The sequence below is a fragment of the Planktothrix mougeotii LEGE 06226 genome, from assembly GCF_015207485.1.
GTDB lineage: Bacteria > Cyanobacteriota > Cyanobacteriia > Cyanobacteriales > Microcoleaceae > Planktothrix.
This window is the reverse complement of the sequence record NZ_JADEWU010000069.1, coordinates 1-13,910: the sequence shown is the minus strand read 5'-3', so window position 1 is coordinate 13,910 and position 13,910 is coordinate 1. Positions and strand designations below refer to the sequence as shown.

13 protein-coding genes are annotated in these 13,910 nt (G+C 36.8%); 4 read left to right on the top strand and 9 right to left on the bottom strand.

Features of this window, described 5'->3' with window-relative positions; translation table 11 throughout:
* Nucleotides 1-100: 100 nt before the first annotated feature.
* Genes IQ236_RS21655 through IQ236_RS21645 form a run of 3 tightly spaced genes read right to left on the bottom strand, consistent with a single transcriptional unit; the run spans nucleotide 101 to nucleotide 3,524 of the window.
* Entirely contained in the window at nucleotides 101-1,978 is a 1,878-nt protein-coding gene (locus tag IQ236_RS21655; RefSeq protein ID WP_193871199.1) for a GTPase family protein, read from the bottom strand.
* 20 nt (nucleotides 1,979-1,998) lie between these two features.
* On the bottom strand, nucleotides 1,999-3,267 hold the full coding sequence (locus IQ236_RS21650) for a hypothetical protein (RefSeq protein WP_193871198.1): 1,269 nt from the start codon (nucleotides 3,265-3,267) through the stop codon (nucleotides 1,999-2,001).
* A 26-nt stretch (nucleotides 3,268-3,293) separates the two neighbouring features.
* Nucleotides 3,294-3,524, bottom strand: a complete 231-nt coding sequence (locus IQ236_RS21645) for a hypothetical protein (protein ID WP_193871197.1) — start codon at nucleotides 3,522-3,524, stop codon at nucleotides 3,294-3,296.
* Between the two features lie 949 nt (nucleotides 3,525-4,473).
* Between IQ236_RS21645 and xth the strand changes: the two genes are divergently transcribed.
* The 4 genes from xth (at nucleotide 4,474) to rpmF (ending at nucleotide 8,720) form a co-directional block, all read left to right on the top strand.
* Complete coding sequence (gene xth / locus IQ236_RS21640; protein WP_193871196.1) at nucleotides 4,474-5,277, top strand: exodeoxyribonuclease III; 804 nt, start codon at nucleotides 4,474-4,476, stop codon at nucleotides 5,275-5,277.
* A 541-nt stretch (nucleotides 5,278-5,818) separates the two neighbouring features.
* Complete coding sequence (locus tag IQ236_RS21635) at nucleotides 5,819-6,958, top strand: imelysin family protein (protein ID WP_193871195.1); 1,140 nt, start codon at nucleotides 5,819-5,821, stop codon at nucleotides 6,956-6,958.
* A gap of 99 nt (nucleotides 6,959-7,057) precedes the next feature.
* Nucleotides 7,058-8,458, top strand: coding sequence for a di-heme oxidoreductase family protein (locus IQ236_RS21630; protein WP_193871194.1), 1,401 nt, complete (start codon nucleotides 7,058-7,060; stop codon nucleotides 8,456-8,458).
* An 82-nt stretch (nucleotides 8,459-8,540) separates the two neighbouring features.
* Nucleotides 8,541-8,720, top strand: coding sequence for a 50S ribosomal protein L32 (rpmF, locus tag IQ236_RS21625; RefSeq protein WP_026786530.1), 180 nt, complete (start codon nucleotides 8,541-8,543; stop codon nucleotides 8,718-8,720).
* Between the two features lie 295 nt (nucleotides 8,721-9,015).
* Here the strand turns inward: rpmF and IQ236_RS21620 are convergent, their stop codons facing one another.
* From IQ236_RS21620 to coaD, 6 genes are all read right to left on the bottom strand, one after another.
* Nucleotides 9,016-9,180, bottom strand: coding sequence for a hypothetical protein (locus IQ236_RS21620; RefSeq protein WP_193871193.1), 165 nt, complete (start codon nucleotides 9,178-9,180; stop codon nucleotides 9,016-9,018).
* A 122-nt stretch (nucleotides 9,181-9,302) separates the two neighbouring features.
* Entirely contained in the window at nucleotides 9,303-9,953 is a 651-nt protein-coding gene (locus IQ236_RS21615) for a GDYXXLXY domain-containing protein (RefSeq protein WP_193871192.1), read from the bottom strand.
* Between the two features lie 26 nt (nucleotides 9,954-9,979).
* Nucleotides 9,980-11,383 carry a DUF2157 domain-containing protein gene (locus tag IQ236_RS21610; RefSeq protein ID WP_193871191.1) on the bottom strand — a complete coding sequence of 468 codons (1,404 nt, stop codon included), beginning with the start codon at nucleotides 11,381-11,383 and terminating at the stop codon, nucleotides 9,980-9,982.
* A gap of 285 nt (nucleotides 11,384-11,668) precedes the next feature.
* Nucleotides 11,669-12,514, bottom strand: a complete 846-nt coding sequence (locus IQ236_RS21605) for an ATP-grasp domain-containing protein (protein WP_193871190.1) — start codon at nucleotides 12,512-12,514, stop codon at nucleotides 11,669-11,671.
* Nucleotides 12,515-12,734: 220 nt separating this feature from the next.
* Nucleotides 12,735-13,379 (bottom strand): DivIVA domain-containing protein, encoded by a 645-nt coding sequence (locus IQ236_RS21600; protein ID WP_190515641.1) that lies wholly within the window; start codon nucleotides 13,377-13,379, stop codon nucleotides 12,735-12,737.
* Complete coding sequence (gene coaD / locus IQ236_RS21595; protein ID WP_309235613.1) at nucleotides 13,349-13,840, bottom strand: pantetheine-phosphate adenylyltransferase; 492 nt, start codon at nucleotides 13,838-13,840, stop codon at nucleotides 13,349-13,351. The genes IQ236_RS21600 and coaD overlap by 31 nt, the downstream gene beginning before the upstream one ends.
* Nucleotides 13,841-13,910 lie beyond the last annotated feature (70 nt).

Genomic DNA, 13,910 nt, shown 5'->3' with positions numbered 1-13,910 from the left:
TGTTTTTTTTGTAATTGCTAAGGGAAAATTAAGAATTAGTGAAGCAGATAATTTTTTCTTGAAAATGGAGTAGGTATTAGCTACCCCATTTAAGAAAAGATTATTTGAGCAAAGCACCTGTCAAAATCTTGATAATTTCTGCTTCTGCTACATCAGGATCGTTACTTTCTGCTAATTGATTAATTCTGTCTCGATAACGACTCAAAGCAGCTTTTACTTGCTGCTGACCTGACTTCACTGCATCTTCAAAGTTAAAATTATTTTGCTTATCAGCAGAGGAATTAGCACTTTCAATTCCTAAACCAATTGCTAATAAATTTTCAACAACAGGATAACCACCTTGAATGAACTCTTCACCAACTTTTTTAAGCTTTGGAACTATGTAAGGAACGTCTTTAATTACCTCTTGTTTACGGGCTTTCATACCAGCTAAACGCTTTTCCATTTTGGTAACTTTTTTGACAACAGGTTCTATAACATCCTCATTGACAGTAATTTGTTTTGTTTGTTTCTTCGCTCCCATTGCACCACCTGTTACAGCACCACCTATGACAGCAGCAGCAAGAGGGGCTGCTAGTCCACCAGTTGCTACTGTAACACCAGCAGCTGCTAAACCCATTAAACCAGCCGCTAATCCCCCTAAACCTGCTAATGCACCAACCGCAGTACCACCTGCAATGCGACCAGCTGATCGCCCCGCGTCAACAGTTTCAACTCTTGATTGTGTTTTTTCTCGATAATCTATTTCAACATCTGGCACTTCTACATCTTTATATTCCTGATCCCAACCTGCAATTATTTCTTCCTTTTCTTGTTTGTACTCAACAACGTCAACCATTGTTTCAATGGCTTTAGCACGAGATGTTTTAGTTTGAGCCGCAAACTCATCAACTAATTGATAAAGTTCCTTTTCCATTTCAGCACGAGCATCTTCTTCTAAAAAGATACTAATTCCATAATCACAAACCGCAGCATAAGCTTCATTCAATATCCCTTTACCTAAAGGCGTATCCACTCGTTCAGTTGCTAAACGACTCGCAATATAAATTAAGGCTTCTCGATAACGGTAACTGCGTTCTTTTTTGGCAACTTCTTTTAACTCATCTTTGAGTACCTGCTGCATATTGCCAATTTTTTCCGATGGCAAAATTTGACAAATTAACTCGGTAATTTGACTAATTCCTGTCCCTTTTAAAGAGTCAGTTTCAACAACTGGTGGAATTGTGTTACGGTAAAATTCCTGATAGATTTCCGTAATGAATTTACGAACATCTGCCAGATTTTGAGGGGTAGGTTTTAATTGACCGTCTTTAGTTCGATGAATATTAAGTGCAAAGATAATTTTCTGATTTTGATGGCGCTGTGTTTGTGATTTTAGCAATGCTCTTAAATATTTGCGATCTTCACGAGTAAACTGCATATGAGGTGCAATTACATAAAGAATAACATCCGCCCCAACAAATTTTTGATTGTCACTAGATTGCCAGTTATCAACTGTAACAACTTCTTCCTGAACTCCCTTAGTTTGATACTCAGAAAAATCTAAAACCTTAAATTTACTAACAGGATAAATCTTTTCATCTTCATCTGTAATTTGTTCAATTACTAATGAAGCACGATTGATATTGTCAAATTCTTCACTACTTCCTGCACCGGGTAAATCAAAATAACGCAAATTACTGGCAAGTTGAAAATACTGAACACTACTGGTACAATCTTGATGACCGTGAGATTCCATTGGCGGTTTACCTTTTCCGGGTTCTAAGAAAGTATTTCCTAATGAAGTTTTACCCGCACCTGTCCGACCTGTAGCATAAAAATTAACAGGTTCAGGATAGAGTTTTCTTTTCTTTTGTTCTCGAATATAAGCTGCTGATTCTAAACCTGATAAATCTAGCTCTCTTGCATCTAACATTCTGAGAACTTCAGGACGATTTTGAAACAGCATTTTCAGATTTTGTAAGGGATTGTTAGACATGGTTTAGCTCCTTGTTTTGACTAATAAATAAATCTTGGGATGGGTTCAAACTTGGGTTGTTCAATATTCTTATAATACTCAGCTAATTTTTGTTGCTGAATATCTTGTAGAACCCCAAAATGATCACTAACCCAATCCGAGGGTAAGTCTGTTTCAATTTGGAACAAACGAGGTTGATGTAGAGGATTAATATTGAGATAATACAAATCCGCTAAAAAAGCCGAAATCAATTGATGAATTTTGACAATCGATTGACGGATAGCTTTAATAATTTCATCTTCATTCATTCCCTCAAGTTTTAATCTTTGTTTTTCCTCTTCCCAGTTCCAAGGTAATGTTAGGGATAAAGAATCTTCTAAGCCCCAACAGGTGATATGAAAATAAACATTTTCATCCGTAATATCACTGTAAATCACTACTGTAGGAACGGCGGCTAAATCTATTGCTAACTGTTTCACCTCCGTGTCAAAAACAGAACTTTTAAAGAATTTACCGTAAAACTCAACAGGACAAATATCATCGTTTAAAGGATAATTTTTTTCCAAAAATTCCTTAACTTCGCTTCGCACCTGTTTAGGGAGATGACTATTAAATTGATCACAATCTTCAATATCAGGTGGGGAAAGTAAAATTAATAAACGGTGTTTGTTTTGACCGTTCATTAAAATTTGTTTCATTTCCTCACGACTGAGAATCCCTGACCAATTTTCCCGATCCCAATTTGCCTGAATTTCCCTTAATTTAAGGTTGACTTTTTGGGCAGTTTGCTCCCGTCTTTGTTCAAGATGTAAATAACCTAATTTTTGCTGTTCGGCTAATTCCTCAGCCATTAATTCTAATTCTCTTTCCTTGAGTTTTAACCCCCATTCTATTTGTTGTTGCTGTGCGAGAGAAATTTGTTTCTCCTGTTTCAATCTCGCTTTAGCTAATTCTAATTCCTGCTGTTTGAGTTTTAAGGTTCTCTCAGAAATAATTAAAGCACGATCTTCTCGTTCAGCTTCTGCTTTAGCAATTTCAAGATTAGCTCGCACTTCAATTTCTCGCATATTAGCAAGATCAGCCTGAATATTTAATAATTCCTGCTCACGTTCAGCTTTACCCTTCAGATACAGAGATTCAGCTTTACTAATCCCAATATCTCTTTTCGCTAGATTAGATTTAGGCGGTGAATTTGCCGACGGATTTGGAGTAGTATTTGTTAATTTCTTACTCGCAACGACCGCAACAACACGGCTAACTGTCATCGAAACAAAACCACCGATAGCCACCATTAAGTAAGGAATAGGCATGGTTAATTCTTATTTTTTTTACTTAATTAATCACTGTCACAACTACCATCCCCATCAGAGTCATAACATTGGTCATCGTGGTCATCGTGACAATCCTCATGGTAATCATCATGGTCATCATATTCATCACCATAGTGGTCAGGTTCGTTGTAACTCCCATCGCTATCACTACTAGAACCATAGAAACTAGAACGGCGACGATGGCGTCGGAGTTCATCAGTTAAGGAATTAAGGGAATTGTTAAGATTATTAGTCATAAGTTTTTCCTCAATGAGTGAGTTAATGAGGGCAATACATCTAATGTAATATTTATACTACAAGATGTTATCAATGTCAAGTTTCCTCATTTCAGCATCTAATTTTTACGAAGTCTATTGATGATGGTTTTTGAGAATTTTGGGTTTCTCGCCGTGATTTTTTGCGAGAAACCCGGTTTCTTGGATCTGTTCTGAGTTCGTATAGGCGGACTTTAACTTTGTACTAACAGGTTGAAACCTATCGAACAAAATTGATGATGGCAATAGCCTATCACACTCTTAGGGAAAAAAAGTTGCCAAAAAGTGAAACCCAAAGTGAAAAAAGTGAAAAAAAGTGACATTAGAGTTCTGAATGCCCATGAACAGGGAATAAATGGGATTTCAACTACTATGTGATCAATTCCACATCCGGGGATGGATAGGAAGATTGCCAGTCTTTTTCCCAGGAAATCATAGATGGACTGGAAAATCTACTCCATAGTGTTGATAACTTTTTTTACCCTAGTCCCCGACTTAACAGTTCTTGATTTTCTTGACGTTTTTATTTATGTTAAAAAAATTTAAAACTTTAGATACTTTTGGGAGTTTTTGTTTCGCTACCATGACGAGCATTTGTAGGTTGGTTTGAGGTACGAAACCCAACAAAGCTAATGGGAGTGTTGTTGGTGTTGGTGTTGGGTTGTGCTTTCGCTTCACCCAACCTACTAAATTTTACTTACGTCCCATAGTTCTGTAGACTCTTGAAAAATGATAGTGTATGGTGGTATTGTAATGCCTTTTCTAATTAAGCGACGTGGTATTAGTCTGACTATGATTGGTGCTTGATTGGGAATTTGTGCGCGTTGGAATATGTAAGATATCCACGCCGTTTTATCGACGATAGTTAGAGAATTTAAAAGTTTAATTAGAGACTTTGAAGCACAACAAAAAATTTAATCAGGAGTTTAGAATGAAAATTGCGACCTGGAATGTTAATTCAATTAGAACCCGAAAAGATCATATCGTGCAATGGTTACAAACTAACCCCGTTGACATTCTGTGTTTACAAGAAACAAAAGTAATTGATCAAGATTTTCCTCGTCCGTTTTTTGAAGACCTGGGTTATCAGATTTATATTTATGGTCAAAAAGCTTATAATGGGGTAGCAATTTTAAGCAGAATTCCTTTGGACTCTGTTTATTTTGGATTTTCAGGATTGTTAAATACTGAAGAAGCTCAACAATTTGATGAACAAAAACGAGTTTTAACCGGAATTATTAATGGAATTGCTATCGTTAATTTATACGTTCCCAATGGTTCTAGTATTGATAGCGATAAATATGAATATAAATTAAATTGGTTAAATTGTCTTAAAGATTATTTAAAAATCCTATTAACTCAAACTCAAAAAATTTGTATTTGTGGGGATTTTAATATTGCTTTAGAAGATATTGATATTCATAACCCTAAAAATCGAGAAACTCATATTATGGCGAGTGATGCTGAACGTCAAGCTCTACAATCAATATTAGAATTAGGTTTTCAAGACGCCTTTCGCAAGTTCACAACCGAAGGCGGACAGTTTAGCTGGTGGGACTATCGCCAAGCCTCCTTCCGACGCAATAGCGGATGGCGCATTGATACCCATTATTTAACCTTACCCCTGTATGAAGTTGCCAGCAATTCTATCATTGATAAAATCCCTAGAACCTGGGAACAGCCGAGTGATCACACCCCTGTCATCTTAACACTAGACTTAATCACGGGAGTATAGGTGATTAATACTCTTGCATTTTGACAAGAGTTGTCGTATCTTAATTGAGAAGCTTTATTAACTAATCTTGAAAAACCTAGAGGAATTGAGAGCTTGCAAAACCATAACAAAAGGCACTAGGCTGACAAGTTGAGCAACTTAGCCTAGAGCCTTTTAAGCCGAAAGCGATAATTAATGACCGCTTTTGAAACATCCTTGTGTCTTGATTGAGCGATAACCCTTGGAAAGCGATCGCTTAATTTAGATTGGATAGTTTCATTGTAGGTTTTTTTGTGATTTTCTGTCAAGTCAATTCTTAGGAAAGTTGCATTAATTATCGTTTTCTTAACTAATTGAGAATTAAACCGAAAGTGGGTTGATTTTTTATTAGTCCTAGATCCCCCTAATGCTTTGTCTAGGGGAGAATTAGAGTTCAAAGTTTCTATCAGAAAGGGGAATTTAGGGGGACTATAATCAGAAGTTTTCGGCTTAAGTTGACGAACTTTGGGTATTACTCTGCTCCTACACAAACACCAATACTTAAGAATTACTTTCAACAATTATGAACAATACTCAAACTATTCAATCTATCTCCAAGAGTTTTAGAACAGGTGCGATCGCTAGTTTACTCTTATTGAGTAGTAGTTGCAATAAAGTTGCATCAACCAATAATACCTCACAAGCCGTATCACCAGACACGACGACCTTAGTAGTAAGTAATTTTGCGGATCAAGTTGTTATTCCCACCTATCAACAGCTAGTACAAGAGGCGGGAGAACTATCCCAAGCTGTTAATCAGTTTGTAGAAAACCCCACCGCAGAAACCTTGAAAGCCGCACAAAACGCTTGGGTAGCGACTCGTGCACCTTGGGAACAAAGCGAAGCCTTTGCTTTTGGCCCTGCGGAGTCTTTAGGCTATGATGGGGATTTAGATGATTGGCCTGTGAATGAAACGGATGTTATTGCTGTTATTAATAGTCAGGATGAAATTACCTTAGAGTCAGTAAAAAAACTGCAAACAACGCAAAAAGGATTTCATACAATCGAATATCTATTATTTGGTTTAGATTCTCAAAAAACGGCTCAAAATTTCTCAAAACGAGAATTAAAATTATTACAAAATTTAACTTTAGCGTTTAATGAATCTGCCACTAATTTAACCAAAAGTTGGGCTGAAGGAGTAAATGGGAATCCAGCTTATCGAGAGGTTTTAGCAACCGCAGGAACAAATAGTAATCCCGCCTATCCCACTCCCCAAGCCGCCGTTGAGGAAATTTTACAGGGAATGTTAGGCTGTTTGGATGAAGTGGCGAATGAGAAAATCGGGAAACCGTTAGAAACGAAAAATCATTTAACCTTTGAAAGTCGGTTTAGCCAAAATTCTCTAAGTGATTTTAAGAATAATCTCAAAAGTGTTGAGAATGCTTATTTAGGGCAAATTTCAGGAACGGGAACTCAAAGCAATAGTATTAGCAGTTTAGTCGCTCAAAAAAATCCTGAATTAGATCAAAAAATCAAACAGGAATTAAAAGCAGCTTTAGAAGCGATTAATGGCGTTCCTGCTCCTATTGAAAGCACGATTAAAAGCCCTGATGTAACGGCTAAATTAACATCAGCTAAAACCGCAATTTTAACCTTGTTTTCTACAATAGAAACGCAACTTATTACCCTGCTCAAAACAACCTATAGCAATCCTAAATAATTTCTGAAAAAGTTCTGTAGGGGTTTGGTTTCCAAACCCAGGAGCAAAGAGGGTTTGGAAACCAAACCCCTACGATAAAATATTACAACCTATAATACAATGCAAACTCTATCCTTAAAATATCCTCCTCGAAAACCGATTAAATTTTTAATCATTTTCGCCATCGCAATTTTAGGAGGAATTATCCTATCCCATCTTTGGCATTTTCAAAATTTGTTTCAACCCGAAATCCCTTTAGCAGGAGGAGAAACAACGGTATTTAACCGCAGTTCTAGTAGTTTTGAGCAACCCTTAGCTAATTTAGATGAAGCTGGAAAGAAAAAACATACAGAATCTAATACTGCTTTTGAGGCGAATTTTGTCACCAAACCTGCACAAATTCATCCTGGGTTAGGCCCCTTTTTTAATAATGCCTCCTGTGCAGGATGTCACCTGAAAAATGGTCGAGGTTTACCCGAACCCGGACAATTATTAGTAAGGGTTAGTTCACCTAAAATTAATCCTGTTAAACCCGGTAATTTTCATTTAGAAGGATCGGTTAAAATTGATAATCTACCCCCTGTTTTAGGACTGGGAACCCAAATTCAAGATTTTGCTATTTATGGACAAAAACCTGAAGCTAAAGTTAATATAGAATGGAAAGAAAAAACGGGTGAATATGGCGATGGTACATCTTATCAATTGCGATCGCCTCAACCTAAAATTACCCTCGCTAATGGTCAACCGATTGCAACGGATATTCAAAAATCATTAAGAATTCCACCCCCAGTTTTTGGGTTGGGTTTATTAGAAGCAGTCCCAGAAGAAACCCTTTTGAATCTTGCTGATCCTGAAGATAAAAATCACGATGGAATTTCAGGAAAAGTCAATAAAGTTTGGGATGCTCAAAAACAATCGGAAGGGTTAGGAAGATTTGGTTTAAAAGCTGGAAATCCGACCTTAATTCAACAAAATGCGGGAGCTTATGTGAATGATATGGGAATTACAAACCCCTTATTTACTGAAGGTGAAAAACAAACGGATATTGATCAAAAAACTTTAGACTTAACAACATTCTATGTGCAGACTTTAGCCGTGCCCGCCCGAACATTATTAGATGATCCCCAAGTCAAACGCGGCGAAACCTTATTTACTCAAGCGAATTGTGTTTCCTGTCATTTACCTACCTTAAAAACAGGGAATCATCCCGTTAAAGAATTAACAAATCAAACCATTCATCCCTATACGGATTTATTGTTACATGATTTAGGAGCCGGATTAGCTGATAACCGCCCGGAATTTCAAGCATCAGGAACGGAATGGCGCACCCCGGCTTTATGGGGAATTGGGTTAACTCAAACCGTTTCTCCCTATTCCGGCTATTTGCATGATGGTCGGGCGCGAACCCTGGAAGAAGCGATATTATGGCATGGGGGGGAAGCTGAAACTGCTAAAGAAGCATTCAGAACCCTGAACCAGAAAGACCGAGAGGCGTTAGTCCGCTTTTTGCAGTCGTTGTAAATTTTTGGGGAAAAAATCTTCAGTCAAGGGTACAGATAGGGTAATATAATAGTTTGTGCAAAATCTTCATTAAACTAGGCTCATGGCTGTACCCAAGAAGAAAATGTCCAGGTCGAGACGCGATATGCGGAAGGCGACTTGGAAGCGGAAAGCAAGACTACAAGCTGAAAAAGCGTTATCCCTCGGTAAGTCCGTTCTCACAGGTCGTTCTACAGGATTCTACTATCCCACTGACGACGCAGAAGCAGGCGACGAAGAATAAACGATTACACTGTGCGAAATTACCAAAAATCGGGGCGAGGAAGTCTCTCTGTTAAGCTGAGAAAACCTCGTCCTTTTGGTTTTTGGATAGAATTTTAATAAAATTATTGAGATCTGGGTTTACTATTTTAGGAACTGTGATCTATAATTAGTGAACACCTAAAACCCGACACCTTGGGGTGAGGCTTGTCCTTACCCCACCCCCAAGTTTTAAACAGCATTACGATTATCAATAAGTTGTAAATTACAGGGTTAGTTGTCAACTACCGTGATTTATTTTTGAGCCTGATTGATAATTATTCTGAACCCCAAGCTGTATCAATATCAACACTCCCTTCACATTTACTGGTATCAAGAGGTTTTACTTTACTACTATTTGAACCTAGAGCTTTTAATCCCTTTTCAAAAGCATTCTTTAATAAAGGCGTATTCTCAATTGCTTTCTTAGATCTATTGATCATAAAGAATAAATGAGATTTATTTTAAATTAAAGTTGGAATTTTAAATGAATATTAAAACCCAGTTTCTTAATTGTAGCATATTGGGGAAATTCTATCACAACTAGAAACTGGGTTTTGGGAAATTAAAATTTGTAATTGCGATCACGCACCCACAAACTAACAGGAATTGCTTTTCCTTGAGCATTAACTTTGACTTCTACCACAAAAGATTGTTGATCCTTCATTTGTGCTTCTGTAATGGTACTATTAATTTGTTCTCGTTGATTTTCTGGCATATAATACCGTTCTAAACCATATTCAATACTCCATCCTGTTGATTTTCCTTGTAAAACAATCTGATTATTTGATAAATTCTGAGGATATTCTGCACTGACTTTTACAGGTTTCCAGGCTGAAGGATGTTGAGATTTTGTTGAATCTTTGGGTTGTTCTAAGGTGACATAAATTAGGGTTCCAGTGGGTAAATATTCTTCACCTTTAACGATTTCTTTCCAACCGGGAAGTGCTTTGAGAGTATTCAGATTAGAAATATCATAACTCAGGGTTTGATAATATCCTCGAAAGAAATCATAGGGGTCAACGGGTGCCGTTTGCAGGATGACTGTTTTTCCTGTTACCTGAGTATAAAAGGCTTGGGAGGGAACTGATAAAATTAGAATTAACTGAAATAATAACGGTGTCCAAAATTTCCAAGCCGGAATTTGTTTTTTAACAACAGGAGACTGATTTAAAGTAACAGAAGATTGAGTCTCATTCAAGTTAGCATCATTCATGAGTTTTACTCCTAAAAATAGATCAGTTAACGATTTTGTATTTTAGCAATAGCTAATAAATGGCGTTCAAACCATAAGCCTGCTACAATCACTCCGACTCCACATAAGGTAAACACAAAGGCTTTTAGAATCAATTCGGTATTGTATTCAAAGGTGCGACTCATAATTTGAGAAACTAATAAAATCATTCCCCCCCAAAAGGCAAAGCGTTGAGTTTGGGCGAGTCCAATTCTAATTAATCCCGTTGCTAATAAAAACATCTGAACGTTAAACAAAAATGTTGCAAGTTCAGAAATGGGATGGATTTGTAAATGCCAAAAACAGATTAATCCAGTTAATCCTAAAAATCCTACAATTACGCTGGTAACGGAATCAAATCCCCATTTATTGGGATGAATAGGAGTCGGTTTAACCAGTTGGAACCATTCTAAAAATAGAATGCCTAAAAAGAAGACGAAATCAATTAAAACAAAGTTGCTAATTGGAATTAAGTCGTTAGAATCTGTTGAAGGAAAGTTATTCCAAAACCCGTTAAACGAGAGACTAAAAAATAAAACGGCTAACAGAATAATGGATAGGGTTCGCGCTAAAGGGTGAAAGCGTCTACTGTCAACATTCGGCCACAAAGTATCATCATAACCCCACAGTAAAGCAGGAGTAAAGATGAATAAGAAAGCGAATAGTAACCCTTGGGGTAAATCGGAATTAAACAAGGGAATAATACTAATCTGTAAAGCCGGAATTAGAATCAGTAATGTCATCACGAATAGGACACGGGACTGACACCAATAAGCCAGGGAAATAAACAAAAATCCGGCAATTAACGGGGTATGTTCTAACACTAAATGTAAGATAGAAAATTCTTGCTGTGAGAATAAATCAGAAGTTCCTGTCCAATATCCTATTCCATACAATAGTAGTCCTAAAAATCCTAAAGATGTTAGTTGCAGACTATAGGACATGACTAATACCCCAATTCCCCACACCAGAAAGAGTTCATAAGCAGAAGCACTTTGATGAAAAATTTGTCCCATTAAGGCAATATTTGCCCCTAAAATTAATGCGCCAAAAAGTAATAATCCTTCTCCTAAACGTCGTTTTCTTCCCACTTGGAAAGACTCTGATGGCTGTTTCCATAAATAAAAGCCAGCCGCATTGACTCCAATAAATAAACTCAGAAGCAGAATCACTTTAACTACTTTTGACCAGTCCTGCCAATTCGCCGCCACAAAAGTAATAACACCTAAACCTAATAGAATGCTGCCTAAACCGATTAAAATCATCACAAATCGACTACTGGCGGCGGTTTCAAGATGATCAAATTGATAGCGTGTTGCTAACTGTTGATATAGAGAATCATCAATGAGTTGTTCTTCCTGCCAAAGTTTGGCTTCTTGGCGTAGTTGACGTCGGAATTTTTCATTAATCATTTTAATTGAAATTAAACAAGGTTAAAAGAATCAGAGGTTTATTCTATCCTAGGATAGAATTGTATTTTAGTTCTAACCTAGAGATTTTAGAAACCGCAACTCTTGTTCTAATTGAAAATTGAGGTTAATTGTTAAACTTTGTGACAGATCCTTAACTTGCACAGAACAAAGCCAAAGGAAAAAAACAAAATTTGCGATCGCCATCAAAATTAATATTTACAACTTCTTTGTGTCTTTTTATCTTTGCGGTTCAATTAAAGGTTTGACAGAGAAAAATTTTTATTCCTATTCCCTGTTCCCTCTTTTAGAAGCTAAAAATTTCAGCATTTTTTCAAAGACTTGGACAGCGAGTTCTGATCCGTTATCTCTAGTAAAAATATCATAATTGGGATGGGAGTTAGCCTCAATAAACCAATATTGATTCTGTTCATCTACCGCAATATCTAACCCCGTATAATCTAAAGCTAATTCTTGAAAAATAGGTTGACAAAAGGTTTCAATCTCTGATATAATTTTATCATTATTAATATATTTAGCTTTTCCACCTTCCCAATGTAAAGGGCTTAAATTTCCGATAAATCTTGCCTGACTAATATCTTTTTCATACAGTAAGATTAATTTTTGATTTAAGAAAACGGCTCGATATTCCCGTTGAATTAAAATATATTCTTGAGCGATAGCAACATAATCATAATTTTTATCATGAATATTAAAAATTGTGGTTAATGCTGTTTCAATTTGTTCAAGATCTTGACCTAAAAAAACATTCTGTCCACTGGAACCAGAATTGCGTTTAACAATTACTGGAAATTTAAAAATTCTCTCGATTTCACGAGCAATATCAGGACTGGTTTTAAACTGTAAATACTCTTGATATTTTTGATCACAAAATGGGGAAAGAAAGCCTATTGTTTTCGGGATATTAATTTTCCCCTTTAAAATCGAGTAAGTGTATTCTTTATCCTTGAGAATTTTAAAAACAGATTGGTCAACAAAAGGTGTACTATAATTACAGAAATAGTAATTTTTATCGAGCTTAATTTTGACTAAATTTTCATGACTATGGAGAATTTCATAATCAATATTGAGGTTTTGACAAGCTTGAAGTAATAGCCGAATATTATTTAACATATAGCAGAGAACAGGGAACAGTAAGAATTAAAAGGGTTTCAGGGTTTAAAAATGTCTTAACCGTAATGCGTAGCACTATATAAATAACTGAATGCAATTTTGAAATCTTAAAAAATCGATACAGGGAAATCGGAGATGTCTAAAAAGACGATATAAATAACGCCTAGGCTATCTCCTGATTTCTAGTATCAGAACGAGTAGAAACCCCCTATAAATCGAGTTATCGTGTAGGGTGATTTCCCTGGATTTGTTGGCGACCATTCCGAATCACTCGCATCATTTCATTTAACTGTTGCTCGATACTTCCTAAAACGTGATCTGCATAGTCATCTGCACCATTTTGAATTTCTTCACATTCAGCCAGAGTTCGCGATCGCATTTCTTCTAATTCCTGTTGAAGACGATAGCGAATTTGTTCAATTTCAGACAAAGTTTGTTGTTGAAGCGTCTCACATTCGTGTTGAACTTGTTGACGCAATTGATCCGCTTCAGCTTTTGCTTGTTGAATTAAACCCATCTCATTCAATATTCGAGCCGCTCTTTGTTCAGCCGCATCGATAATTTCCTGAGCATATTCTTCCGCTTCTTGAAGAATTTCATCCTTATGACGGACGATAATATCTGACTCTTGAAATGCACTCGGTAAATTCAATCGAATTAAATCTAATTGATCGAGTAATTGTTCTTCATCGACTAAAGTGCGTCGAGTTAATGGAATTCTGGGACTATCGAGAATCATTTCCTCCAGTCGGTTAAGTTCCCGTTGGATATCAATTCCAGGGGAATTACTCACCGGAGTTTCAGGTTCTACACGGAGTCCATTTTGTTCAGGTTCTAGTCTTGGAGTTGATTCCTGGCGTAACATTTATAGATTTCTTGAGCAACGTGATTAGGAACAAGATGATCAACAGAACCCCCAAATCGGGCAATCTCTTTGACAACACTACTTGACAAGAAACTATATTCTTTTGAGGTTGCCAAAAACACCGTCTCAATTTCTGTTGACAGGGTTTTATTGATGAGAGCCATTTGCAGTTCTAATTCAAAATCTGAAAGAACTCGCAGACCTCGGAGTAAAACTTGAGCGTTCCGTAGTTTTGCATAGTCTACCGTTAGACCATCAAAACTGGCTACTTCTAAATTGTTCAAATGTTGGGTACTGTAACGAATTTGTTTAATCCGTTCCTCTACGGTAAATAAAGGCTTTTTATTCGGATTTCCCAAAACCGCCACAATCACCTGATCAAACAGTTTACAACCTCGCTCGATGACATCTAAATGTCCTAACGTAACCGGATCAAAACTACCCGGATAAAGGGCTATCACGATCAAGGTAAGATGAAAGTTACTGCCAAATTATAGAACGAAGGGGGAACTCCGGGAGTAGGGGGAGTAG

Coding starts and splice junctions, on each gene's coding strand:
- IQ236_RS21610 (WP_193871191.1), bottom strand. CDS start 11,383: ATGATTAATGAAAAATTCCGACGTCAACTACGCCAAGAAGCCAAACTT.
- IQ236_RS21620 (WP_193871193.1), bottom strand. CDS start 9,180: ATGATCAATAGATCTAAGAAAGCAATTGAGAATACGCCTTTATTAAAG.
- IQ236_RS21600 (WP_190515641.1), bottom strand. CDS start 13,379: ATGTTACGCCAGGAATCAACTCCAAGACTAGAACCTGAACAAAATGGA.
- IQ236_RS21650 (WP_193871198.1), bottom strand. CDS start 3,267: ATGCCTATTCCTTACTTAATGGTGGCTATCGGTGGTTTTGTTTCGATG.
- IQ236_RS21645 (WP_193871197.1), bottom strand. CDS start 3,524: ATGACTAATAATCTTAACAATTCCCTTAATTCCTTAACTGATGAACTC.
- rpmF (WP_026786530.1), top strand. CDS start 8,541: ATGGCTGTACCCAAGAAGAAAATGTCCAGGTCGAGACGCGATATGCGG.
- IQ236_RS21635 (WP_193871195.1), top strand. CDS start 5,819: ATGAACAATACTCAAACTATTCAATCTATCTCCAAGAGTTTTAGAACA.
- xth (WP_193871196.1), top strand. CDS start 4,474: ATGAAAATTGCGACCTGGAATGTTAATTCAATTAGAACCCGAAAAGAT.
- IQ236_RS21655 (WP_193871199.1), bottom strand. CDS start 1,978: ATGTCTAACAATCCCTTACAAAATCTGAAAATGCTGTTTCAAAATCGT.
- IQ236_RS21615 (WP_193871192.1), bottom strand. CDS start 9,953: ATGAATGATGCTAACTTGAATGAGACTCAATCTTCTGTTACTTTAAAT.
- IQ236_RS21605 (WP_193871190.1), bottom strand. CDS start 12,514: ATGTTAAATAATATTCGGCTATTACTTCAAGCTTGTCAAAACCTCAAT.
- IQ236_RS21630 (WP_193871194.1), top strand. CDS start 7,058: ATGCAAACTCTATCCTTAAAATATCCTCCTCGAAAACCGATTAAATTT.